Here is a 22199-nt window from a genome sequence, read left to right as displayed (position 1 = left end):
TTCATTCCCAGGGTTCAATTACCTCTTCAGACCAACCGACCGGCACGAATCCCATTTTCTGATAGAGTTGCAGAGCTCGTGGGCTGTCGAGCGTATTGGTATGGATCATCACCTTTTCCGGTGCATGCGCCCAGGCTGCGGAAATGGCCTCACTCAGGAAAAACTTTCCGAGACCCCGCCCCTGAAAATCATCGATGAGACCGAAATAGACAATCTCGGCAGCCTCCGGCAAAGCGGTCAAGTCGAGTTCGACAAATCCAGCGGGACAGCCTTCTGCATAAAGAACGTGGATTTCAGTCGTATCTGCATGAATTACGGCTGCAACTTCCGCGTCCGTCTGAACACGGCGCATCATCCAGTGATGCTTACGCCCGATCTGTTCATAGAGATAGCGGTAGTAATGGACCGGCATGGCACCCGCGCGCATCATAGCGAGGCGGATACCAGACGGCACCGGCACCTGAACTGCCTGACGGGCAGACATTTCCAGGTGGGTGATGCGGGCGGTCAGTTTTCCGGTCATGCTTATTCAGCTTCACCGGTGACAACTGGTGTATCCTGCCTGCTTCCCCATTCACTCCAGGAACCGTCGTATAGACGATTATCCTTGTGGCCGACCGACGCCAGTGCAAGCATGATGACCGCTGCGGTCACGCCAGAGCCACAGCTCGTAACGACCGGTTGTGAGAGATCAACACCGGCCTCGTCGAAAATCTTGCGCAGGCTTGCAAGGTCCTTTAGCTCACCGTTTTCAGACAAAGTGCCAACGGGAACGTTGCGTGCACCGGGCATATGGCCGGAGCGCATGCCTGCCCGTGGCTCGGCATCGCGTCCGGTGAAGCGTCCGGCTGCGCGTGCATCGGCGATCTGCGAGCGTCGCTCGTCCACGATTTCGCGCATCTGCACGAAATCGACCACTGCGGCCTCGTCGAATGATGGCGTGAACAGCGTTGGCGCAATCTTTGTAGCTTCTTCGGTCACCGGATAACCAGCCTTTTTCCAGCCGTCGAAACCGCCATCAATTACATAGACATTCTTCACACCCATCACGCGGAACATCCACCAGACGCGCGGTGCGGAAAACATGCCGACTCCGTCATAGACAACAACTGTCTCATCAGCCGTAATTCCCATGGCACCGACATGCTGCGCAAAAAGCTCTGGCGACGGCAGGGTGTGCGGCAGACCGGATTCCTTGTCGGCGATCTTGTCCTGATCGAAAAACACAGCGCCCGGAATATGTGCAGCGTTGTATTCTTCCTGCCCATTGCGTCCAGCAGCCGGGAGATACCAGGAGGCATCGACAATCGCGATGCCCGGCTTGCCGAGCCGTTCTTTCAACCAGTCCCGTGAAACGACAAAGGCGCTTTTCTCTACCATGGGTAAACACTCCTCAAGCATGTTTCGTAAAACCGGGAAACATGCAGAAAACAATGGGTTCAGGCTTCTGGCAGGGGGCCAAAGCGAATGCGGAACCGGCGGTTTTCCTTGCCCTTTTTCTCGATCTTGCCGATGTGGATTTCACCCACTTCCTGCGTTTCGGAAACGTGCGTGCCACCGCAAGGTTGCGAATCCACCACGCCGTTTTCACCGATAAGAACAAGGCGTATGCGACCGAGCCCCACTGGAGGACGCACATTCTTCGACTTTACGATATCCGGATTTGCAAGGAATTCTTCATCGCTGATCCAGCGAATGACAACCGCGTCATTGGCATTCACCCGCTCCATGAGCCTTTCGGTCACGAATTCCTTGGTGTAGCTCGGATCGGGAAGATCGAAATCAACACGACTTTCATCCTCGCCCACCGCAGCGCCGGTAATCGGAAACGGGCAGACAACGGAAAGCAGGTGGCAGGCCGTATGCATCCGCATCAGCTTGTAGCGACGCGGCCAGTCAAGATGCAGGATCAGCTTTTCACCGACAGTGGGCGAAGCCTGTCCTTCTGCCGGAACATGAATGATTTCGTTCTTGTTTTCGCCCGTAACGGTAGCTGAAATCTCGATACGAGAACCATCCGCGCGCTCGAGAAAGCCGATATCCCCCGGTTGGCCGCCGGAGGTCGCATAGAAGTTTGTCTGGTCGAGAATAATCCCGCCCGTCTCGGTAATGGCGAGTACCGTGCCCTCCGCCGTTGAAAGATAGGAATCTTCGCGGAAAAGCGCTTCGGTCTCGTATGCCATGATTATCCCTCGAACGGTATGTCTATCTCGGTCTTCCTCTCCAGCCATCCCGGCACTGGCAGGTTCTTGCCACGCAGGAAAGCAGGATTGAACAGCTTGGACTGGTAACGATTACCATAGTCGCAAAGCACCGTCACAATTGTGTGGCCCGGCCCGAGATCTTTTGCAAGCCGGATTGCGCCAGCAATATTGATACCTGAAGAACCACCGAGGCAAAGTCCCTCATTTTCCACGAGATCGAAAACGATATCGAGCGCCTCCGCGTCGGAGAGGCGATAAGAGAAATCGGGGTTGAACCCTTCAAGATTGGCGGTGACACGCCCCTGCCCGATGCCTTCGGTGATCGAGTCGCCTTCGGCTTTCATCTCGCCTGTCGTATAGAAGGAATGGAGTGCGGCTCCATATGGATCGGCAAGTGCGATCTTGATATCGGCGTTGTGGTCTTTCAGACCGAATGCAGTGCCGACAAGCGTTCCGCCCGATCCAACAGCGGCGACAAACCCGTCCACCTTGCCGTCGGTATCCCGCCAGATTTCCTGCGCCGTGGTTTCGATATGGGCCTGCCGGTTGATCGGATTATCGAATTGATTGGCCCATACCGCGCCGTTCGGCTCGCTTCTGGCAAGTTGTTTGGCCAGTCGTCCCGACAGACGCACATAATTGTTCGGATTGCGATAGGGTGCGGCTGGAACTTCAATCAGTTCGGCGCCAAGCAGGCGCAGCGCGTCCTTCTTTTCCTGGCTTTGCGTTTCGGGAATAACGATAACTGTCCGATAGCCAAGCGCTTTCGCGACCATCGTGAGGCCGATGCCGGTATTGCCGGCCGTACCTTCAACGATGACACCACCGGGTTTCAGAAGCCCACGCTTTTCGGCATCGCGAATAATATAGAGCGCTGCGCGGTCCTTCACCGACTGTCCGGGATTGAGAAACTCGGCCTTGCCATAAATTGCGCAGCCGGTCAGTTCGGAAGCCTTTTTCAAATGGATCAATGGCGTATTGCCGATTGCGTCGAGCACCGATTGGAACATGGCTTCCGTCCTTCCTGTTTTGAAGAGGAAATTATGAGGAACGGCCCTGCCCTTCAAGCAAGCATGGAATATTTTTTCAAGCCATTACGCAAATTGAAACCCATCCTGCGGTCATAAATAGAAAAGCCGCCCGAAATGGGCGGCTTCTTGAAAAAATATTCAAGGCAAGCTTACGCTGCGCGCTGTCCACCATTGCCGTTGGCATTGCGGCGCTTGCGGCGGAACGGACGCTTTGCTTTCGGAGCGGCTTCACCTGCTGCGTGACCGCCTGTACGATGGTCGCCTGACTTCGGGGCTGCACGACGTGGCTTCTGCGCCGTTCCGCCCTTGCGATGCAGGGTCTTCTGTGGGCGTTCGCCCGGAGCCGCTGCGCGCGGTGCCGGAGCAGGAGCAAGCTCCACAGGTGCATCCTTGATCGGAAGCTTGTTACGCGTCACACGCTCAACGGCTCTCAGCTTGGATTCTTCCGCTGCCGGATCATAGAGCGTGATCGATGCGCCGCTGGCGCCATTACGGCCGGTACGGCCAATACGATGCACATAGGTTTCCGGCTCGTCAGGCAGATCGTAGTTCACGACGTGGCTGATACCCGGCACGTCGATGCCGCGTGCAGCAATATCGGTTGCTATCAAAATCCGCAGCGATCCATCACGGAATCCGTTCAGCGCGCGCTGACGTGCATTCTGCGACTTGTTGCCGTGGATGGCAGCGACTTCATAGCCATCGCGTTCCAGATGACGGACGACTGCATCGGCACCATGCTTCGTACGGGTGAAGACGATGACCGAACGCATAGCCTTGTCACCCAGCAGCGCGGAAAGAAGACGGCGCTTCTCCTTGGTGTGCACAGGATGCACAACCTGCGTGATTTCAGCAGCCGTCGTTCCCTGCGGAGCGACTTCCACACGAACCGGGTCACGCAGCAAGCTTCCTGCCAGCGACGCGATTTCCTTCGGCATGGTGGCCGAAAACAGCGCGGTCTGACGATCGAAATGCGTCGCTTTTGCAATGCGCTTCACATCGTTGATGAAGCCCATGTCCAGCATACGGTCCGCTTCGTCGAGGACGAGCCAACGCGTCTGCGAGAGGTCAACCAGACCGTCACGCATCAGATCGGTCAAACGACCAGGCGTGGCGATCAGAACGTCAATGCCCGGTGCGATGCGCTTGATCTGGGACAGCTTGGAAACGCCGCCCAAGACAAGCGCTGTCGAGATATGCGCGTGTTTGGAAACATTGCGGATCGTCTGTTCAATTTGCACGGCGAGTTCACGCGTTGGCGCCAGGATCAGTGCGCGCGCGGTCTTCGGACGGCGCTTGTCGCCGAGGCCGATGATCTTCTGCAGGATCGGCAGGCTGAAAGCTGCGGTCTTGCCGGAGCCCGTCTGCGCGATACCAAGAATATCGCGGCCTTCAAGCTGGTGTGGAATCGCCTGCAACTGGATCGGCTTCGGCTCGGTCATGCCAGCGGCTTCGACGCCCTTGAGCAAAATGCCGGTAACGCCGAGAGCGGCAAAGCCGCCCGTAATTTCTTTTGTCAATTCAATCTCTTTCGGCGGCACCATGATGTCATGGTCCGCATACAAATGCCGGTCAAGCGCAACTTGCCGAACTCTATCTGTTCAATGATAACGACGGGACGCCGAAGCTTGTAAACTCCAGGCGACTTGCGCTGCCGTGCCCGAACATTTTCTCGGGTCTCCCCGCTTCCGGACCATTCCGGAAGACAGAGGCGAGACGCAACAAGTCCAATGCCGGGAAAGCCGACGAACACGTCGGCCCATGCGCCTGACGCGGCATATGGGGTGTTTTCGTCGAAAAAGCAACTGATTTCGCTTAAGGCACCGAAATCAGATGATGAAATCAGCGAGCACCTGATTGTCCGTTATGTCCTGATAAGCCCAACCGGCTTCTGCGAATTTCTTTTCCAGAAGCTTGAAGTTTGATGCGTTCTTCGTTTCGATGCCGATCAGCACAGAGCCGAAATTACGCGCCGATTTCTTCAGATATTCGAAACGCGCAATATCATCTTCAGGACCCAGAAGATCAAGGAACGACCGAAGCGCGCCCGGCCTTTGCGGGAAGCGGAAGATGAAATATTTCTTCAAGCCTTCGAAGCGCAGTGCACGCTCACGGACATCCGGCAGGCGTTCGAAATCGAAATTGCCGCCCGAAACAACAATGACGATACGCTTGCCTTTGAGGTCGCTCTTCTTGAAATCCTTCAGCGCATCAATGCCGAGCGCACCCGCTGGTTCAAGCACGACGCCCTCAATATTGAGCATTTCGATGATTGTTGCGCAAAGCCGGTTTTCCGGAACCATTATGACAGTTTCCGGATCGAACCCTTTAAGAAGTTTGAAATTTTCTTTTCCTATCTCGGCAACAGCTGCACCATCGACGAAATTGTCGACATGCGTAAGTTTGATACGCTTGCCTGCTTCAAGGCTTCCTTTCAGGCTCGCTGCGCCCTGTGGCTCGATAAAGCGGAAACTCGTCTTCCAGCCCAGATCAGAAACATATTGCGTGACGCCGCCGGACAATCCGCCGCCACCGACAGGCAGCAGGATGAAGTCGGGCTTCTTTCCCTCCGGCAATTGCCGTTCGATCTCAAGCGCCACTGTTGCCTGCCCCTCAACGATACCGGGATGATCGAAAGGCGGCACCATCACGCCTTTCTGGCTTGCGGCAAACTCCTGCGACGCGGCATAGCAAACGTCGAAAATATCGCCCACCAGCTTGATTTCGATGAATTCGCCGCCAAAAGCCCGGGTCTTGTCGATTTTCTGCTGTGGCGTTGTAACCGGCATGAAAACGACACCCTTGCGGCCAAAATGGCGGCAGACGAATGCAAAACCCTGTGCATGGTTGCCTGCGGAAGCGCAAACGAACACCGCATTCTTGTCGGTCGTTTCGACCGCCTTGGAGATGAAGTTGAAAGCGCCACGAATCTTGTAGGACCGGACCGGCGCGAGATCTTCGCGCTTGAGCCAAATTTCCGCACCGTACTTCCGTGAAAGGTAATCGTTGAGCTGCAGCGGCGTTTCAGGAAACAGCGCGCGCATTGCCTTTTCGGCCTCGGATACGGATTTGACGAAGGCGGTCATTATTCGACTTTCTGCATTTCCTGCTGGATTTCCGCCCATCGCTACATGGGTTTGACAATGCAGACAAGGTTGAAGCTCGTCAGGTCGCCAAATCAACGATTTAGAGTAAGCATATATTCGGCAATACTAACTGTTGATGTTAACAGGCTTTGTGGCTTGAATTCGTGACACAAATCATGACATAGACGAGGGTAATTGCTGCGGTCGTGGCGAAATTGGTATACGCAACGGACTTAAAATCCGTCGTCTTTTAGACTTGCGGGTTCAAGTCCCGCCGACCGCACCACATCCTCCTATTGCGCTCAGTTTCCCATATCCGCTCCAGGCAACCTCGCCTTGACAGTTTGCTGCCCTATCCTCCAGTTTTCCCCTACTCGAAACTGATGCAGACGGAACAATGGAAGAGCAAACCACACAGTTGATCGCAAATACAAACGCATTCGTTCTCCAGATGTACGACCTTCTCATACGATATTCAGTCTCCACACTCGGTGCGCTGATTATCCTTTGTGTCGGCTGGATACTGGCCGGAATCCTTCAAAAATGGACCATACAGTCGCTGTCGAAAATTCGTGGTTTCGACCAGACACTGGTCGGGTTCTTCGGCGCTGTCGTCCGCTACAGCATACTCATCATCATTCTGGTCATGGTTCTCGGGCAATTTGGCGTCCAGACCGCGTCCATTCTCGCAGCGCTAGGCGCCATTGGCCTTGCTATCGGCCTCGCCCTTCAAGGCACGTTACAGAACATCGCAGCAGGCATCATGATTCTGGTCCTCAGACCATTTCGCGTTGGTGAATATATCAGCGCAGGCACCGTCGTCGGCACCGTGCAAGACGTCGGCTTGTTTGCGACAGAGCTCAAAACCATTGATGGCCTTTACGTGCTGGCACCCAATTCCTCTCTTTGGAATACACCCGTCACCAATTACAGTCGCATGAAAACCCGCATGCACGAGTTCAAGGTGGGGATTGGCTACGAAGACAATATCGATCAGGCCTTCGCGATCATAAAGAAGGTTGTCGAAGATCAGAAAGGTGTTCTCTCAACGCCCGCACCGGCCTATTTCGTATCGCAACTGGGCGACAGTGCCGTTGTTCTCAGCGCCAACTACTGGATAAACAGCGCCGATTATGCGCAGGTGTCGCGCCACACCATCAAAACGGTGAAGATCGAATTTGACAAAGCCGGGATCAACATCCCTTATCCGCAAATGACTTATCATGTCATTGAAAAAGATAATAAAACAGAAACAGTTAACTGATCTTTCTAAACTCTTATTTCAGAAAAGCCGCAGATTGAATCTGCGGCTTTTCAATAGCTGCTACTCCGCTCAGCTGTTCAGCTTGGCAGTGATTTCCGCAACACGCTTGCCCTGAAACCGCGCCCCGTCCAGTTCCTGTTCCGAAGGCTGGCGTGAACCGTCGCCATCTGCAGTTGTCGTCATCCCGTAGGGAGCACCGCCGCGCACCACATCATTTCCCATCTGCCCCTGATAGGCATAGGAAAGCGGGACGATAATCATGCCCTGATGCTGCATCTGCCACTGTGTGGAAATCAACGCCAGTTCCGCGCCACCATGTTGTGTGGCTGTGGAAACCATCACCGACCCGACCTTGTTGATGAGGGCACCCTTTGCCCAGAGACCGCCGGTCTGGTCGAGGAAATTCTTCATTTGAGCTGCCATCATGCCATAGCGGGTAGCGGTGCCGATGATGATGGCATCGTAATCCGCAAGTTCAGCTGGCGTGGCAATCGGCGCATCCTGATCGATCTTGTAGTGCGAGGCTTTCGCGACATCCGGCGGAACCAGTTCCGGCACCCGTTTGATCGTGACCTCCGCGCCGCCTTCGCGCGCACCTTCAGCCGCCGCCTTGGCCATTTTCTCCATGTGACCATAGGCCGAATAATACAGCACCAGCACTTTAACCATGTGACGTCTCCATATCCCGATTTGTGAGGCCCCAACCTCGACAGGTTCAATTAGGGGAGCCGCCTTCTTTGGGAAGGCACAACTTCTCGCGCCCAAATAAAATGCTGCAATAAAGCAGTTGCAGCCTTGTCCTGCTGGCGCTTAACTGATGCCAGAAAATGGAGTCTGGATATGACGAACAATCCGCAGCAAGCCGTCAAGGCAGCCATGCTGGCAATTGGCGACGAGCTTCTCTCAGGCCGCACCAAGGACAAGAATATTGGACATCTCGCCGATGTCCTGACAGCGGTGGGCATTGATCTCAAGGAAGTACGGATTGTTCCGGACGAAGAAATCGCCATCGTCGCCGCTCTGAATGCACTGCGACCGCATTATGACTATGTTTTCACGTCCGGTGGAATTGGCCCTACCCATGACGACATCACCGCCGATGCGGTTTCTGCGGCCTTTGGCGTGCTTTGTATCTATGACGAAAAAGCCATGAAACTGCTTGGCGACAATTATGCAAAGCGCGGGCTGGAATTCACCGACTCGCGCAAGCGCATGGCGCGCATGCCGCAAGGTTCTGAACATATAGCGAACCCGATCTCCGCCGCACCCGGCTTTCATATAGGCAATGTCTATGTGATGGCAGGCGTGCCTTCCGTGTTTCAGGCAATGCTCGACAATGTACTGCCGACACTGAAGACCGGCCGCAAGCTTCTGTCCAGATCGGTGCTTTGTCCTTTTGGCGAAGGCGTGATTGGCGCACCCCTGACGGAAATCCAGAAAGAAAACCCCGACACAATCATCGGTTCCTATCCGAAATTCGAGAATGGGCGCTTCAGCACGGAACTTGTCGTCCGCGGGAGCGATCCTCAAAAAATCGATACGGCAATTGATGCAATCGAAAAAATGATCTCGTCGCTCGAAACAAAAGGTGCCGCTTAATCCTTTGCAACCTTTTGCCCGCGCAACTCGTTGCACTATATGCTAAAATAGAAACACAGCCGGAAGGAGTTCGGTCATGTCCTACAAGACGGTGGTTGCCTATTCTCGCAGTGAATCCGAGTTGAAGCGGGTTGTGTCCGCCGTTGGACTTCTAAAGCAGAAGGTGCCCGATATTCACGTCATCGGGCTTTATTCAATCCCTTCGCCCATCGTCTATGCCGACCCGAACGGCTTCATCGATCCGGGAATGTTCGAATTGCATGACAAGCAGCACAAGGAGCTTTCCGAAAGACTGAAACATCTCTTCGAAGAAGATATGCGCCGTCAGGGCACCAACTATGAATATCGCATCACGCGATCCGAAACGGGCACCGCTGCTGATGGCGTGCTGACTGCTTGTCTTGGAGCCGAATTGCTGGTCGCCGGGCAACCCGACCCCGACGATCCGGCCACCAACGACGAAACCGCCGATACGATTGTTTTCAATTCCAGCTGCCCTGTTCTGCTGGTTCCCTATGCACCGGTGCTGCAGATGGTTTCGCTCGACCGGATCGTCGTCGCCTTTAACGGCAAGCGGGAAGCGGCCCGGGCCGCTTTCGACGCCCTGCCCTTGATGAAACATGCCGACAGAACGGAAATCGTTTGGGTCGATCCACCGGAAATTGAAGGCGAGGATCAGGCTTTGGCGAGCCACGATATTGCGGAATCACTGTCCCGGCACGGGATTGATGTGACGACCACAGCACTGGCATCCAACGGACGTTATGCGCAGGATGCGTTGAGGGAACATATCATCGCTGAACGCGCTGATCTTTTCGTGATGGGCGCTTACAGTCATTCCCGGTTGCGTGAACTGGTCTTTGGCGGGGTGACGCGCTCCATGCTGAACGAGCTGCCCATTCTTACGCTTTTCTCGCGCTAGAAGACACAATTGAAGCCAGTTTGATCCGGCAATTGGCCAACAACTGGCCTGTCATGACACGACACGCTTGCAAGAACACCATTTTTGCGGTTATCAGCATCACCCGGCGCTGACTGTGCCGGGTGGAGAGCCTTTTCCTCTCTTGCCGCCCGCCTGAAAGGGCGCAGACGAAGAAAAGCCGCAGATCCTGACAGTTACAGCGCTTGGCAATCCGTCATAGCGCATTTTTGGTTTTTAAAGGTCCGGAGAACAAGCTCCGGATCGTTCCACGGAGCGTTTCGATGTCCTTGCCAGATAAAGCCTTCCCAGTTTCATGGGATCAGTTCCACCGTGATGCCCGCGCCCTCGCCTGGCGGATTGCCGGTATGAATCGCGATTGGCACGCAATTGTTGCCATCACGCGTGGCGGTCTGGTCCCTGCAGCCATCGTCTGCCGCGAACTCGGCATTCGTCTCATCGAAACCGTCTGTATTGCCTCCTATCACGACTACACGTCGCAAGGCGACATGCAGATCCTCAAGAGTGTGAGCGAAACACTTCTGGAAAATGGCGGCGAAGGCGTCATCGTCGTAGACGACCTGACCGACACCGGCAAAACCGCAGCCATCGTGCGGGAAATGATGCCGAAGGCCCATTTTGCGACTGTTTACGCCAAACCGAAAGGCCGTCCGCTGATCGATACCTTCGTAACGGAAGTGTCTCAGGACACCTGGATCTACTTCCCTTGGGATATGGGCTTCACCTATCAGGAACCGATCGCAGGCGACAAGCGCGGCTGAAGCCGACAGACTTGAAGCCATAAGTCCATCGAATGCACTTCCGATAAAACTGGCGGAATCACATCCGCCAGATCAAAACGCTGCGAAACGAAAACAAACGAACGCGATTGTGGTGATATTTCTGCCGCAATCGCACCTTATGGAAAGCGCATCGAAATAACGCCGATTAGAGGCAGATAGCGTTTTCAAAGCCGCCATATCCTGCCGAAATTTTAGTAATACCTTTAAAATAAAAGCTTTTTTGAATATTTTCAAAGGTCAGCTGCCTAACTAATCAGTTGTTATTTTGGCGAATCGGATCATGCTATAGATAAAAAGGGGATTTTCGCGGTGAAGTCGCAGGCCAAACAACTGATTGCAACCGAAAAGCGCATTTTGACGCCTTCCGGTCGTTTGCAACAGGTTGCGGCGCTTGTCTATCGTCGCGACATGGGCACCCTCAAGGTTCTTGTCATCACAAGCCGCGGTACAGGCCGCTGGATCATTCCCAAAGGCTGGCCGCAAGTTGGTCGCACTCTGGCGGACACTGCTCTTCGTGAAGCATATGAAGAAGCCGGCATTCGTGGTGAGGTCTCTCCTGTACCAATCGGCAGTTTCTGCTACTGCAAGACCGATCTGCCACCTGAACGCATAAACCAGTTCACGGCGGCGGTATTCGCGGTGCAGTTCACCGGGCAGGAGAAAGACTGGCCTGAGCGGGATCAGCGCATCTGCGAATGGGTGTCGCCGCAGGAAGCGGCCAATCGCGTTGAAGAGACCGAACTGAAGCAGATACTGAATCATTTTGGTGATTCGGGGATTGCCGTTGCTGCAGAGTAGGCAGCCCGCAAGCCGTCCTCAATGCAACATTCCCCCGGATTATGATCCTTTTGCAGGGATTCTCTCTTTCGACAGTCGACGCTGCCGTGCTTGTTTCTCTAACTGCTAATAATAGCGGCTATCCAGGCTCCCCAAATCACATAGCCGGCTTGGTTCGCAAAAGTGTCGCTTCTCCCCGTTATCCACATTTGCCCCAAGCTGTTACGCACAATATCTAGATGCTGGAGCGTTACAACAAACCATTGCTTGACGCTCGAAGCCGAGTCGTTTTTTATGATACTATCGTTGCGTAAGTAGCGTGATCGGGCGTTGTAATCTGCCGGTCCTTTTTTCGGTCAAGTTGAGTATCGAACGGGCGTTGCGCTTTGAAAGTGCGGTTTTCGCTCGGTGCTTTCTTGCGCCCAAATTCTGGGTGCGCCCTTCTCTGGAGAAGCAGATGCAACATCGATCAGAAACTGCGTTAACACTAGATTTAGTATTTGCGCTCATGCTTCTTACAAGATAAGGTATTTTTCGTTCCGCCGATTTTTGATCGCGATCGCGCTAGCAAGGTTGCAATTAAGCTCCCCTGAGGCGTTTTTTCGTGGGCTTTGATGAGGTGGAAGCGGATTTCCGGGAGTTTTCTCCCCAACAAGACGCTCCTCCCCGCAGAAGAGCTGTTTTGACAGAGACGCGATACAGACAGGCCGTGGCTGAAAACCGTCACTAGAGCTACTATATATAGAACGTTTGGATGGGACAGATGAAGATCGAACGCCGTTTCACGAAAGAGAATCAGTCGGCCTATGCGGACATCGCGTTCCGGACTGCGACCAGCGAGATCAAGAATCCCGATGGATCCATCGTATTCCGTCTTGAGAACATCAATGTGCCCGCGCAGTTCAGCCAAGTCGCCGCGGACATTCTTGCACAGAAGTACTTCCGCAAGGCTGGCGTTCCCGCACAGCTGAAGAAGATCGAGGAGAACGACGTTCCCTCATGGCTGTGGCGCTCGGTCGCTGACGAGGACGCGCTTGCCAAGCTGCCTGAAAATGAGCGCTACGGCTCCGAAATGGACGCCTGCCAGGTTTTCGACCGTCTCGCCGGCACCTGGACCTATTGGGGCTGGAAGGGTGGCTATTTCGCCTCTGAGGAAGATGCCCTCGCCTTCCGCGACGAGCTTGCCTATATGCTCGCGACCCAACGTGTGGCTCCAAACAGCCCGCAATGGTTCAACACCGGCCTGCATTGGGCCTATGGCATCGACGGTCCCGGCCAGGGCCATTTCTATGTCGACTGGCAGACCGGCAAACTGACCAAGTCCAAGTCGGCCTACGAACATCCGCAGCCGCATGCCTGCTTCATTCAGTCCGTTGGCGACGACCTCGTCAATGAAGGCGGCATCATGGATCTGTGGGTCCGTGAAGCGCGCCTGTTCAAGTATGGCTCCGGCACGGGCTCTAACTTCAGCTATCTGCGCGGCGAAGGTGAAAAACTTTCCGGTGGTGGCAAATCCTCCGGTCTGATGAGCTTCCTGAAGATCGGCGACCGCGCCGCAGGTGCGATCAAGTCGGGCGGCACGACCCGCCGCGCCGCCAAGATGGTCGTCGTCGACATCGATCATCCGGATATCGAGGAATATATCGACTGGAAGGTCAAGGAAGAGCAGAAGGTTGCTTCGCTCGTCACCGGTTCCAAGATCGTCAAGCAGCATCTGACCGCCATCATGAAGGCTTGCGTCAACTGCGAAGCGGACAATGATGATTGTTTCGATCCGGCGAAGAACCCTGCCCTGAAGCGCGAAATCAAGGCCGCAAAGAAGAATCAGGTTCCGGAAAACTACGTCAAGCGTGTGATCCAGTTCGCGCGTCAGGGCTACACCGACATTCAGTTCAAGACCTACGATACAGACTGGGATTCGGAAGCCTATCTCACTGTTTCGGGCCAGAATTCCAACAATTCCGTTTCGCTGAAGGACGAATTCCTGCGCGCTGTCGAAAACGACGGCGACTGGAACCTGACAGCTCGTCGCGACGGTCGCGTTATGAAGACGCTGAAGGCGCGCGATTTGTGGGAAAAGATCGGTTACGCCGCCTGGGCGTCCGCTGATCCGGGCCTGCACTACAACACGACCATGAACGACTGGCACACCTGCCCGACCGCCGGTCCGATCCGCGCTTCCAATCCGTGCTCGGAATACATGTTCCTTGACGACACGGCTTGCAATCTGGCGTCGATCAACCTGCTCACCTATCGCAACAAGGATGGTTCATTCGATATTGCAGCTTACGAGCACACGGCACGCCTGTGGACCATCGTTCTCGAAATTTCGGTGATGATGGCGCAGTTCCCGTCGAAGGAAATCGCCCGTCTTTCTTATGAATACCGCACGCTCGGCCTCGGCTACGCCAATATTGGCGGCCTGTTGATGACTTCCGGTATTCCTTATGACTCCGACGAAGGCCGTGCAATTTGTGGCGCGCTGACGGCGATCATGACCGGTGTGGCCTATGCCACCTCCGCTGAAATGGCAAAGGAACTCGGAACCTTCCCGAGCTATGAGCCAAACGCCGAGCATATGTTGCGCGTCATTCGCAACCATCGCCTCGCAGCCCATGGCCAGACGGAAGGTTATGAAGGACTTGCTGTCAATCCGGTTGCACTGATTGCCGAGGATTGCCCGGATCAGGATATGATTACCCATGCACGTGCTGCCTGGGACAAGGCGCTGGAACTTGGCGAAAAGCATGGCTACCGCAATGCACAGTCCACCGTCATCGCGCCTACCGGCACGATCGGCCTCGTCATGGACTGCGACACGACCGGCATCGAGCCTGATTTTGCGCTGGTGAAGTTCAAGAAGCTCGCTGGCGGTGGTTACTTCAAGATCATCAACCGCGCCGTACCGGAAGCACTCCGCACGCTCGGTTATTCGGAAAGCCAGATCGCTGAAATCGAAGCCTATGCTGTCGGTCACGGCAACATCAATCAGGCTCCGGGCATCAACCCGTCTTCTCTGAAGTCCAAGGGCTTCACCGACGAGAAGATCGAAGCCCTGAATGCTGCTCTCAAAAGCGCATTCGACATCAAGTTTGCTTTCAACAAGTGGACGCTGGGCGAAGACTTCTGCAAGGACGTGCTGAAGCTCACCGATGAACAGCTCAACGATTTCTCGTTCGAGATGCTCCCGGCGCTGGGTTTCGCCAAGAAGGACATCGAAGCTGCCAACATCCATGTTTGCGGCGCAATGACCCTCGAAGGGGCGCCGTTCCTCAAGGAAGAGCACTACGCCGTGTTCGATTGCGCCAATCCTTGTGGCAAGATCGGCAAGCGTTATCTCTCGGTGGATAGCCACATTCGCATGATGGCAGCCGCACAGCCGTTCATTTCGGGTGCGATCTCCAAGACGATCAACATGCCGAATGACGCAACCGTCGAGGACTGCAAGAACGCCTATATGCTGTCCTGGAAGCTGGCGCTCAAGGCCAATGCGCTTTATCGCGACGGCTCCAAGCTTTCGCAGCCGCTCAACGCCGCCCTCATCTCGGATGATGAGGACGAAGACGATGCAGTCGAGGCACTGATCGAAGCCCCTGCTGCAGCCCGCGCCGTTCAGGTAACCGAGCGTATCGTCGAAAAGGTTGTCGAAAAGATCGTGCATGAGCGCGAAAAGCTGCCGAACCGTCGTCAGGGTTATACGCAGAAGGCAGTCGTTGGCGGTCACAAGGTCTATCTGCGCACCGGCGAGTTCGGTAATGGACGTCTCGGTGAAATCTTCATTGATATGCATAAGGAAGGCGCTGCTTTCCGTGCAATGATGAACAACTTCGCCATCGCCGTATCGCTCGGCTTGCAGTATGGCGTACCGCTCGAGGAGTATGTGGAAGCCTTCACTTTCACGAAATTCGAACCGGCAGGCATGGTCATCGGCAACGATGCCATCAAGACCGCAACGTCGATCATCGACTATGTCTTCCGTGAGCTGGCAGTGTCCTATCTCGGACGCAATGACCTCGCCCATGTCGACACAAGCGATTTCGGTAATACGGCGCTAGGCAAGGGTATCAAGGAAGGTAAGACCAATCTGGTCTCGACCGGTTGGACGCGTGGTTACAAGCCCACTCTGGTGACCAACTCGACTAACGAAGCCAAGGGATCGACAAATTCTGCGCCGCAGGCTTCCAACGTCACAACCTTGAAGTCAACCACGCCGACGGGCAATCGCCCTGCAACAATCGGTCTGGTGACGGATGGTGCGACCGCCTTCAAGCGGGAGTTGGAAGAGCAACCTGTTCCGGCACAGCAGCAGGAAAGCACATCAGCAACGGCAACCGAACTTTTCTCGGATAAGGCTGCAGCAGACGCTGCTTCCGCCCGCGCGGAAAGTGCGAATGCCGCCAAGAAGCTGGAAGCTGACCGCCGCATCAAGTCGATGATGCAGGGCTATACCGGCGACAGCTGCACCGAATGCCAGAACTTTACCATGGTTCGCAACGGAACGTGTCTCAAGTGTGACACTTGCGGTGCAACGAGTGGCTGCAGCTAAGTCTAGTTCGTTGAATACGAAAATAAAAAAGCCCGCTTTATGCGGGCTTTTCTTTTCCATAAGTATTTTCAAAGAAAAATTATATAGAATTATATTTCTATGATGAAATATTGAGATTCGACAAATTTCGGAACGAACCGACTATTTCCACGTTCAACCTAAGCAACCGAACGTATAAAGGAGATAGTTATGTTCAGGACTACACTTCTGACGACGACGTGTGCATTGCTGATAGGTGGCGCTGCTTATGCTCAGACAACTGCACCAACGCCAGCACCTGCCGAGCCACCGGCTGCGGCAGAGGAAATGCCGGTTTCGTCCAAGGACATGTTTGGCAATCCCACATCGGGTGAGACCGACAAGGTCGGCTTTCTGGAACCGAAAGAGGGCCAGCTTCTCGTCACCTCTTTCATCGGACAGAACGTCTATGAAAGTGATACTGCTGACGCCCAGACTGTCGGCAAGCTGAATGATCTTATCGCCAGCCCCGAAGGTGACATTGAAGCTGCGGTGATCGGCGTGGGTGGTTTTCTTGGAATCGGCGAGAAGGACGTCGCTGTAAGCCCGGATCAACTGCAGCTTGCAACCCGCAGTGACGGCAAAAAATGGCTGGTCATAAAGGCGACCAAACAGCAGTTGACCGATGCGCCGGCATTCGATCGCTCGAAGCTTTTTGTGGACGGTGTAGCCGACCCATCAGCAGCAAACGAGACCAATGCCCCGACGATTGATGCCCCGGCAAGCGATACAGCTCCGGCATCACCACCTCCAGCCCAATGATACGGTCTCGATGAGCAATACGACAAGTCTACCCCCCCCGGCCTTATGGCCGGGGTTTTGATGCAAATAACCATTACTCGCGGTTGAAATATTCATATGGCCGCCTTAATTCCTGGTAGAACATGATACAAGCATCGCAACACGGCCCCCAATTTTCACCAGGTTAATCTCAGGAAAGTCTATTGTCCGAATTTTTTATTGCTCATCCCTGGGCGGAAACCCTTGTGGCGCTTGGAGGATTATTTCTTTCAGCTTTCATTGCAAACTTTCTAATCAAGGCGATTTTGCTCAAACTACTCGAACGTCTTGTCCAGAAAACCTCTTTCGGACAAGACGAAGAGCTTAAAAGACACAGTGTCATCAGCCGTCTTGCCAATATCGTTCCGGCGTTGATTATTTCATCCGGGATCATGGCGGTGCAGGGCCTGCCCGAAGGCGTGATCACCGTTATTCGGAATGTAGCGATAGCTTTCATCATTCTGACGCTGGCTTTGGCGGTCAATTCAGTCTTTGGGCTGATCGATACGCTCTATCATCGCCGTCCCGAAGCCAGATACCGCCCCATAAAGGGCTACATTCAGGTGGCCAAACTTGCTGTCTACATCGTGGCGGCAGTCCTTGTCATTGCGACACTGCTGGACAAGTCGCCGGTTATCCTTCTTTCCGGTGTCGGTGCTATGGCCGCGGTGCTAATCCTTGTCTTTCAGGACACATTGCTTTCTTTGGTCGCCAGTATGCAGATCGCCTCGTCCAACATGGTTCGTGTCGGCGACTGGATTGAAATGAAGAATCTCGACGCCAATGGCGATGTCACGGAAATCGCGCTCTATACCGTCAAGGTCCAGAATTTCGACAAGACGATCACCACCATTCCGATCCGCAAGCTCATCACCGAGCCGATGAAGAACTATCGCGGCATGCAGGAATCCGGCGGGCGCCGCATCAAGCGCGCGCTTTATATCGATCAAAACACCATTCGTTTTCTGTCGGATGACGAGCGAGCCAGACTTGGCACAGTTGATTGGCTGGCGGATTATCTGCCCAAGAAGGCCAAGGAAATCGCCGAATGGAACCAGAAGCTTGGCGACCGCGCCAACAATCCGGTCAACAGGCGTCAGTTCACCAATGTCGGTACGTTTCGGGCCTATGTAGACAATTATCTGCGCAATCACCCCGGCATACACAAAGGCATGACATTGCTGGTGCGCCAGATGGACCCTACTCCCGAAGGACTGCCGCTGGAAATCTACTGCTTTACGAACACGACCGTCTGGGCGTCATTCGAACAGATTCAATCAGATATTTTCGATCACCTTTACGCGGTGTTGCCGGAATTCGGCCTCAGCACCTTCCAGAATCCGAGCGGTAACGATTTTCGCAAACTGACAATCAATGCGCCTGTCGAGCAGCCTCAATCACCTTGGCGTTCAAACGTTGAACATTATAGCGTGCCCGGGACGGTGTCAGGCCAAGACGGACGACAGCAAGATGCATTGAAGGAACGATCATGACGCTTTGCCCGTCATGGCCCGACATCCAGAATGCGTCTTCCGGAATGCCATCCTCACCTGCCTTCACACCGCTAATCTGCAGCCAGACTTGAGCGGAACCATAGCGCCCTTCGGATTCGGGCCTGGGTTTGCGCATAAATGAAATATAGTCCGCAGGCAGGATCGGCTTTCCGTACAGGTTTCCACCGTCCGCGAGAAACGCGCCCAACCGAGCCCAATCACGGGCGGTAGCGTACATATAGGAAGAACCGGCAAAGACGCCTGACGCATCCGTCTCCAAAATGACGCTGTTCATGCCAAGCGGACCGAATAGGGCAAGCCGCGGATAAGCCAGCGCCTCCTCGCGGCTGTTAAAACTATCCATGAAAAGCTCTGACAGAATATTCGCCGTTCCACTGGAATAATTGAATTTCGTCCCTGACGCCGCCTCCAGCGGCAAAGACGCAGCAAACCCGGCCATATCCGGCTCCAGATAAAGCATGCGCGTGACATCCGTTACTGTGCCGTAGTCCTCATCGAAGCGCAGACCGCTATTCATCGCCATCAGATTTGCGAGAGAAATCTTTGCCCGCTCATCGTTCTTCCATTCCGGTAAAAGGGCTGTGCTTTCCAAACTCATGCGCCCTTCAGCAATGCGCATGCCGATCAGTGTCGCGATGACGGATTTGGTCATGGACCAGCCCAGCAAAGGCGTATCCGCATTAAAGCCCGGACCATACGTCTCCGCGATCAGCTTGCCATCGCGAATAACTGCGATTGCACGCATTCCCGGCCCGGCCAGAGCCTGATCCTCAATCACAGCCTGCACCGCTGGATCGGTCTCAATCCGGATCGGTTCTGCGGGCACCTGCGGGCCGGTCGGAATTTCAACGCGCAAATCATCTTTCTGGATATTCGCGCATCCCAGCGCTGGGCGATAGATTGCGGTACTTTGTGCAAAGAAGCCGAAAATCCGCACCATCACACTGCTATTATTCTTGTCGAGGGAGGCATTCAGAAACCGCAGCAGCGGGTTTCCAGGTGCCTGAACATCGTCTGCAAGGACGGCATCAGCATCCCGACCGGCAATGAAAACATTTGAACAGACAATCTTGGCAGCATAGCCGGTGCCGACACGCAACAGCTCAGGCGGCCGAACCGCCAGCCAGAGAATTGCTCCCAGTACGATGACGAGCAGAAGACCACCGACAAACTTCAGAATACGCTTCATGCTGCCCCTCGCAAATAGTCGTTACGTCAATCATACCAAGCCGAGATAACTTGCCAACTCCCGCGCGGCGGCACCACCTGCCCTGTTTGCACCGATGGTCGAGGCAGATGGGCCATAACCAACAAGATGAATACGGGGATCGGCGGCCACCTGTGTTGCCAGGCGTCCAGTCATGAGAATACCGGCTTCCGCATTGCGCAATTGCAGCGGGGCAAGATGGTCGAGCGAACTGCGAAATCCTGTGCACCACAAAATAACATCAAAGGATTGTTCACTTCCATCGTCCCACCGAACACCTGTTTCCGTGATTTCGCTGAACATGGACAAACGGTTGAGCACACCGCGAGCGCGTGCCGCTTCAATGGCCGGCGTCAACGGCAGCCCCGTTACTGAAACGACCGATCCAGGTGGCAAGCCCCGGCGTACCCTTTCCTCAACCAAAGCCACGGCAGCACGGCCCAACTCCGGTGTAAACGGACCTTTCCGGAAAGCAGGTTCTTTGCGCGTGACCCATACGGTTTCCGTCACACGCGATATCTCGCCCAGAAGCTGCACAGCCGAGATACCCGCGCCTACGACAAGAACACGTTTGCCCTTGAAGGCGTCAGCTGTCTGATAATCCCGCGTGTGAAGTTGCTGGCCTTTGAAAAGCTCCGCACCCGGATAGGGTGGGATATAAGGAGACTCCCATGTGCCGGTCGCGTTGATGATCCCGCGTGCCGAATAGTTGCCCCGATCTGTCTCCACACGAAGCCGTTCGCCACGATCGCAAACGACTTTCACGGCCACAGGACGGTGCACCGGAAGATCGAAGGCTTCCTCATAGGCGCGGTAATATTGTGGGACGGCAACCGATGCACGCACCTCGCCATTGGTCGTTTCGATAATATCCTCGAACTTCATGCCAGGGAGATCGTGAATGGCGTTGGCAGTCTGGAGAGTTAGCGAAGGCCAGCGGAATTGCCAGGCTCCGCCCGGCCCTGTGGCCTTGTCCAGAACCACGAATTGCCGTTCGCCTGCGAGACCAAGCTTATTCAGATGATAGGCCGACGAGAGTCCCGCCTGCCCGGCTCCAATAACCACAATGTCGACCTTGCGGGCGACTTTCACATGGCCATTATCGGCTGGCTGCTGATCGACGGACTGTATATCTGACATGATGCGCTATAGGCTTCCGAAATATGATTTGTGTCCGTAGATAGGGATCGGACGGCGGCGTCGAAAGCCCACCTATCCTACCATCGCAGCCAAACGTAGTCTTTTATTGCGCCCCTCCCAAACACTCACGACCAACATGATAACCGTCGTCAGTATGCCCATTTCCAATAGATCGGCCATATAGCCGACCGGGATCGCTGCCAGTAGAGCCAAAACACCAAAGACGTGTGACGTGGGAATAACGCCATAGACAACCTTCTTGTAGATGGCGCTGCCAATCAGATAGATCGCCGGTCCTACGACAAGAACAAGAACGTAAGCAGTCTTCAACGGATCATGCGGATGGGCCATGACAAGATCGTTTCCAACTGCCGTTGCGATAATCCCGGCCACCAGAATGGCGTGAACATAGTGGAAATATGCGCCAATCCGTCCAGGATCAGTGGAGTGGGTGATCGTATCTGTCGCATCCTTGCTGGAGGTGCCAAAGTAGAGCCACCACATGGCAAGCGTCCCGAGAAAAGTGGCCAGCAGCGCCGACATGAGGGCCAAATTCCAGACTTCAGCATTTGCAAGGGTTGCCCCGGTAGCCAAAACCGTTTCGCCAAGTGCCACGATTACGAACAACTGGCAACGCTCCGCCAGATGTCCGCCTTCAATGGTCCAATCACTGGTGTGAGAGCGTCCGAGACCCGGTAGCGCAAAGCCGAACATCGGCGATAAATACTCGCAAAGCACGGCAATAAGCCACAGCGCCATACGAGCTTCATGTTCGACAAAACAACCGGCTATCCAGAAGACAGCGGAAATAGTGAGCCAACCGAGCATACGCCTGTAATTGGCGGCAAGTGGATGGTCCTGCCCCAGAACAAACACGATATAGGCTGTTTTGCCGACCTGAATCGCCACATAGGCCAGAGCAAATATCCAGCCTTTGTCAGCAAAAGCACCGGGGATGGACGATGCCATCACCAAACCGAGCAGCATGACGCAGAACAAGAGGCTGCGTATCTGCGGCGTTTCCGGGTTGAACCAGTTTGTCACCCAGCAGGTATATTGCCAGCCGAGCCATACCGCGAACCAGAGGATCAGCGTTTCGACAACACCGGTGAGCGTCAGATTGTGCAGAAGTTCATGACTGAGCTGCGTAACCGCGAAAACATAGACCAAATCGAAGAACAATTCCTCGAATGTCACCCGGGCATGGTGCCCGTCTCTTTGTCTCAAAAGCGGATGTGAAGCGACGGCAGAAGCTGAATTCATGCGAATGTACCTTCCCCTCAGACGGCAAACATTCAATGCCACTGTCCG

General features: G+C 54.6%; 17 protein-coding genes, 1 tRNA gene and 1 pseudogene. 9 read left to right on the top strand and 10 right to left on the bottom strand.

What is annotated here, in order from left to right; translation table 11 throughout:
* Nucleotide 1: 1 nt before the first annotated feature.
* The 6 genes from AAE521_RS03210 to ilvA all read right to left on the bottom strand — a co-directional run bounded on the left by AAE521_RS03210 (nucleotide 2) and on the right by ilvA (nucleotide 6324).
* The gene (locus AAE521_RS03210; RefSeq protein WP_342060450.1) at nucleotides 2–523 is read right to left on the bottom strand and encodes a GNAT family N-acetyltransferase; all 522 of its coding nucleotides are present in this window, start codon (nucleotides 521–523) and stop codon (nucleotides 2–4) included.
* A 2-nt stretch (nucleotides 524–525) separates the two neighbouring features.
* Nucleotides 526–1380 (bottom strand): 3-mercaptopyruvate sulfurtransferase, encoded by an 855-nt coding sequence (gene sseA / locus AAE521_RS03205; RefSeq protein ID WP_342060449.1) that lies wholly within the window; start codon nucleotides 1378–1380, stop codon nucleotides 526–528.
* A 59-nt stretch (nucleotides 1381–1439) separates the two neighbouring features.
* Nucleotides 1440–2183: an alanyl-tRNA editing protein gene (locus AAE521_RS03200; protein ID WP_342060448.1), complete on the bottom strand. Its 744-nt coding sequence runs from the start codon at nucleotides 2181–2183 to the stop codon at nucleotides 1440–1442.
* Between the two features lie 2 nt (nucleotides 2184–2185).
* A complete protein-coding gene (locus AAE521_RS03195; RefSeq protein ID WP_342060447.1) occupies nucleotides 2186–3214 on the bottom strand; it encodes a cysteine synthase A in 1029 nt (342 codons plus the stop codon).
* A 170-nt stretch (nucleotides 3215–3384) separates the two neighbouring features.
* A complete protein-coding gene (locus AAE521_RS03190; RefSeq protein WP_342060446.1) occupies nucleotides 3385–4779 on the bottom strand; it encodes a DEAD/DEAH box helicase in 1395 nt (464 codons plus the stop codon).
* A 285-nt stretch (nucleotides 4780–5064) separates the two neighbouring features.
* Entirely contained in the window at nucleotides 5065–6324 is a 1260-nt protein-coding gene (ilvA, locus tag AAE521_RS03185) for a threonine ammonia-lyase IlvA (protein ID WP_342060586.1), read from the bottom strand.
* A gap of 197 nt (nucleotides 6325–6521) precedes the next feature.
* On the opposite strand from ilvA, the gene AAE521_RS03180 reads away from it, so the two are divergent.
* Together AAE521_RS03180 and AAE521_RS03175 are read left to right on the top strand one after the other, a co-directional pair.
* A tRNA-Leu gene (locus AAE521_RS03180) sits at nucleotides 6522–6607 on the top strand.
* A 111-nt stretch (nucleotides 6608–6718) separates the two neighbouring features.
* Complete coding sequence (locus AAE521_RS03175; RefSeq protein WP_342060445.1) at nucleotides 6719–7585, top strand: mechanosensitive ion channel family protein; 867 nt, start codon at nucleotides 6719–6721, stop codon at nucleotides 7583–7585.
* Nucleotides 7586–7654: 69 nt separating this feature from the next.
* On the opposite strand, the gene wrbA is transcribed toward AAE521_RS03175, so the two are convergent.
* Nucleotides 7655–8254 (bottom strand): NAD(P)H:quinone oxidoreductase type IV, encoded by a 600-nt coding sequence (wrbA, locus tag AAE521_RS03170; protein WP_010660082.1) that lies wholly within the window; start codon nucleotides 8252–8254, stop codon nucleotides 7655–7657.
* Nucleotides 8255–8425: 171 nt separating this feature from the next.
* Here wrbA and AAE521_RS03165 point away from each other — a divergent pair, with 171 nt between their 5' ends.
* From AAE521_RS03165 to AAE521_RS03135, 7 genes are all read left to right on the top strand, one after another.
* A complete protein-coding gene (locus AAE521_RS03165) occupies nucleotides 8426–9184 on the top strand; it encodes a competence/damage-inducible protein A (RefSeq protein WP_342060444.1) in 759 nt (252 codons plus the stop codon).
* Between the two features lie 76 nt (nucleotides 9185–9260).
* Complete coding sequence (locus AAE521_RS03160; RefSeq protein ID WP_342060443.1) at nucleotides 9261–10106, top strand: universal stress protein; 846 nt, start codon at nucleotides 9261–9263, stop codon at nucleotides 10104–10106.
* A 281-nt stretch (nucleotides 10107–10387) separates the two neighbouring features.
* A complete protein-coding gene (gene gpt, locus AAE521_RS03155) occupies nucleotides 10388–10885 on the top strand; it encodes a xanthine phosphoribosyltransferase (RefSeq protein ID WP_342060442.1) in 498 nt (165 codons plus the stop codon).
* 330 nt (nucleotides 10886–11215) lie between these two features.
* Nucleotides 11216–11704: an NUDIX hydrolase gene (locus AAE521_RS03150; protein ID WP_342060441.1), complete on the top strand. Its 489-nt coding sequence runs from the start codon at nucleotides 11216–11218 to the stop codon at nucleotides 11702–11704.
* 742 nt (nucleotides 11705–12446) lie between these two features.
* Entirely contained in the window at nucleotides 12447–16229 is a 3783-nt protein-coding gene (locus tag AAE521_RS03145) for a vitamin B12-dependent ribonucleotide reductase (protein WP_071630239.1), read from the top strand.
* A gap of 189 nt (nucleotides 16230–16418) precedes the next feature.
* Complete coding sequence (locus AAE521_RS03140) at nucleotides 16419–17009, top strand: PRC-barrel domain-containing protein (RefSeq protein WP_342060440.1); 591 nt, start codon at nucleotides 16419–16421, stop codon at nucleotides 17007–17009.
* 182 nt (nucleotides 17010–17191) lie between these two features.
* Nucleotides 17192–18520 carry a mechanosensitive ion channel family protein gene (locus tag AAE521_RS03135; RefSeq protein WP_342060439.1) on the top strand — a complete coding sequence of 443 codons (1329 nt, stop codon included), beginning with the start codon at nucleotides 17192–17194 and terminating at the stop codon, nucleotides 18518–18520.
* Here the strand turns inward: AAE521_RS03135 and AAE521_RS03130 are convergent.
* From AAE521_RS03130 to AAE521_RS03120, 3 genes and pseudogenes are all read right to left on the bottom strand, one after another.
* A pseudogene (locus tag AAE521_RS03130) lies at nucleotides 18417–19730 on the bottom strand (serine hydrolase domain-containing protein); the annotation flags it as partial. The gene AAE521_RS03135 and the pseudogene AAE521_RS03130 overlap by 104 nt on opposite strands.
* Before the next feature lie 30 nt (nucleotides 19731–19760).
* Nucleotides 19761–20888: an NAD(P)-binding domain-containing protein gene (locus AAE521_RS03125; RefSeq protein ID WP_206044264.1), complete on the bottom strand. Its 1128-nt coding sequence runs from the start codon at nucleotides 20886–20888 to the stop codon at nucleotides 19761–19763.
* A 72-nt stretch (nucleotides 20889–20960) separates the two neighbouring features.
* Complete coding sequence (locus AAE521_RS03120; RefSeq protein WP_071630193.1) at nucleotides 20961–22151, bottom strand: low temperature requirement protein A; 1191 nt, start codon at nucleotides 22149–22151, stop codon at nucleotides 20961–20963.
* Nucleotides 22152–22199: the final 48 nt, after the last annotated feature.

This window comes from Brucella cytisi, from assembly GCF_038433355.1.
GTDB lineage: Bacteria > Pseudomonadota > Alphaproteobacteria > Rhizobiales > Rhizobiaceae > Brucella > Brucella cytisi.
The sequence above is the reverse complement of the archived record's forward strand: the minus strand, read 5'-3'. Positions and strand labels throughout refer to the sequence as shown.

Coding starts and splice junctions, on each gene's coding strand:
- AAE521_RS03210 (WP_342060450.1), bottom strand. CDS start 523: ATGACCGGAAAACTGACCGCCCGCATCACCCACCTGGAAATGTCTGCC.
- sseA (WP_342060449.1), bottom strand. CDS start 1,380: ATGGTAGAGAAAAGCGCCTTTGTCGTTTCACGGGACTGGTTGAAAGAA.
- AAE521_RS03200 (WP_342060448.1), bottom strand. CDS start 2,183: ATGGCATACGAGACCGAAGCGCTTTTCCGCGAAGATTCCTATCTTTCA.
- AAE521_RS03195 (WP_342060447.1), bottom strand. CDS start 3,214: ATGTTCCAATCGGTGCTCGACGCAATCGGCAATACGCCATTGATCCAT.
- AAE521_RS03190 (WP_342060446.1), bottom strand. CDS start 4,779: ATGGTGCCGCCGAAAGAGATTGAATTGACAAAAGAAATTACGGGCGGC.
- AAE521_RS03175 (WP_342060445.1), top strand. CDS start 6,719: ATGGAAGAGCAAACCACACAGTTGATCGCAAATACAAACGCATTCGTT.
- wrbA (WP_010660082.1), bottom strand. CDS start 8,254: ATGGTTAAAGTGCTGGTGCTGTATTATTCGGCCTATGGTCACATGGAG.
- AAE521_RS03165 (WP_342060444.1), top strand. CDS start 8,426: ATGACGAACAATCCGCAGCAAGCCGTCAAGGCAGCCATGCTGGCAATT.
- AAE521_RS03160 (WP_342060443.1), top strand. CDS start 9,261: ATGTCCTACAAGACGGTGGTTGCCTATTCTCGCAGTGAATCCGAGTTG.
- gpt (WP_342060442.1), top strand. CDS start 10,388: ATGTCCTTGCCAGATAAAGCCTTCCCAGTTTCATGGGATCAGTTCCAC.
- AAE521_RS03145 (WP_071630239.1), top strand. CDS start 12,447: ATGAAGATCGAACGCCGTTTCACGAAAGAGAATCAGTCGGCCTATGCG.
- AAE521_RS03140 (WP_342060440.1), top strand. CDS start 16,419: ATGTTCAGGACTACACTTCTGACGACGACGTGTGCATTGCTGATAGGT.
- AAE521_RS03125 (WP_206044264.1), bottom strand. CDS start 20,888: ATGTCAGATATACAGTCCGTCGATCAGCAGCCAGCCGATAATGGCCAT.
- AAE521_RS03120 (WP_071630193.1), bottom strand. CDS start 22,151: ATGAATTCAGCTTCTGCCGTCGCTTCACATCCGCTTTTGAGACAAAGA.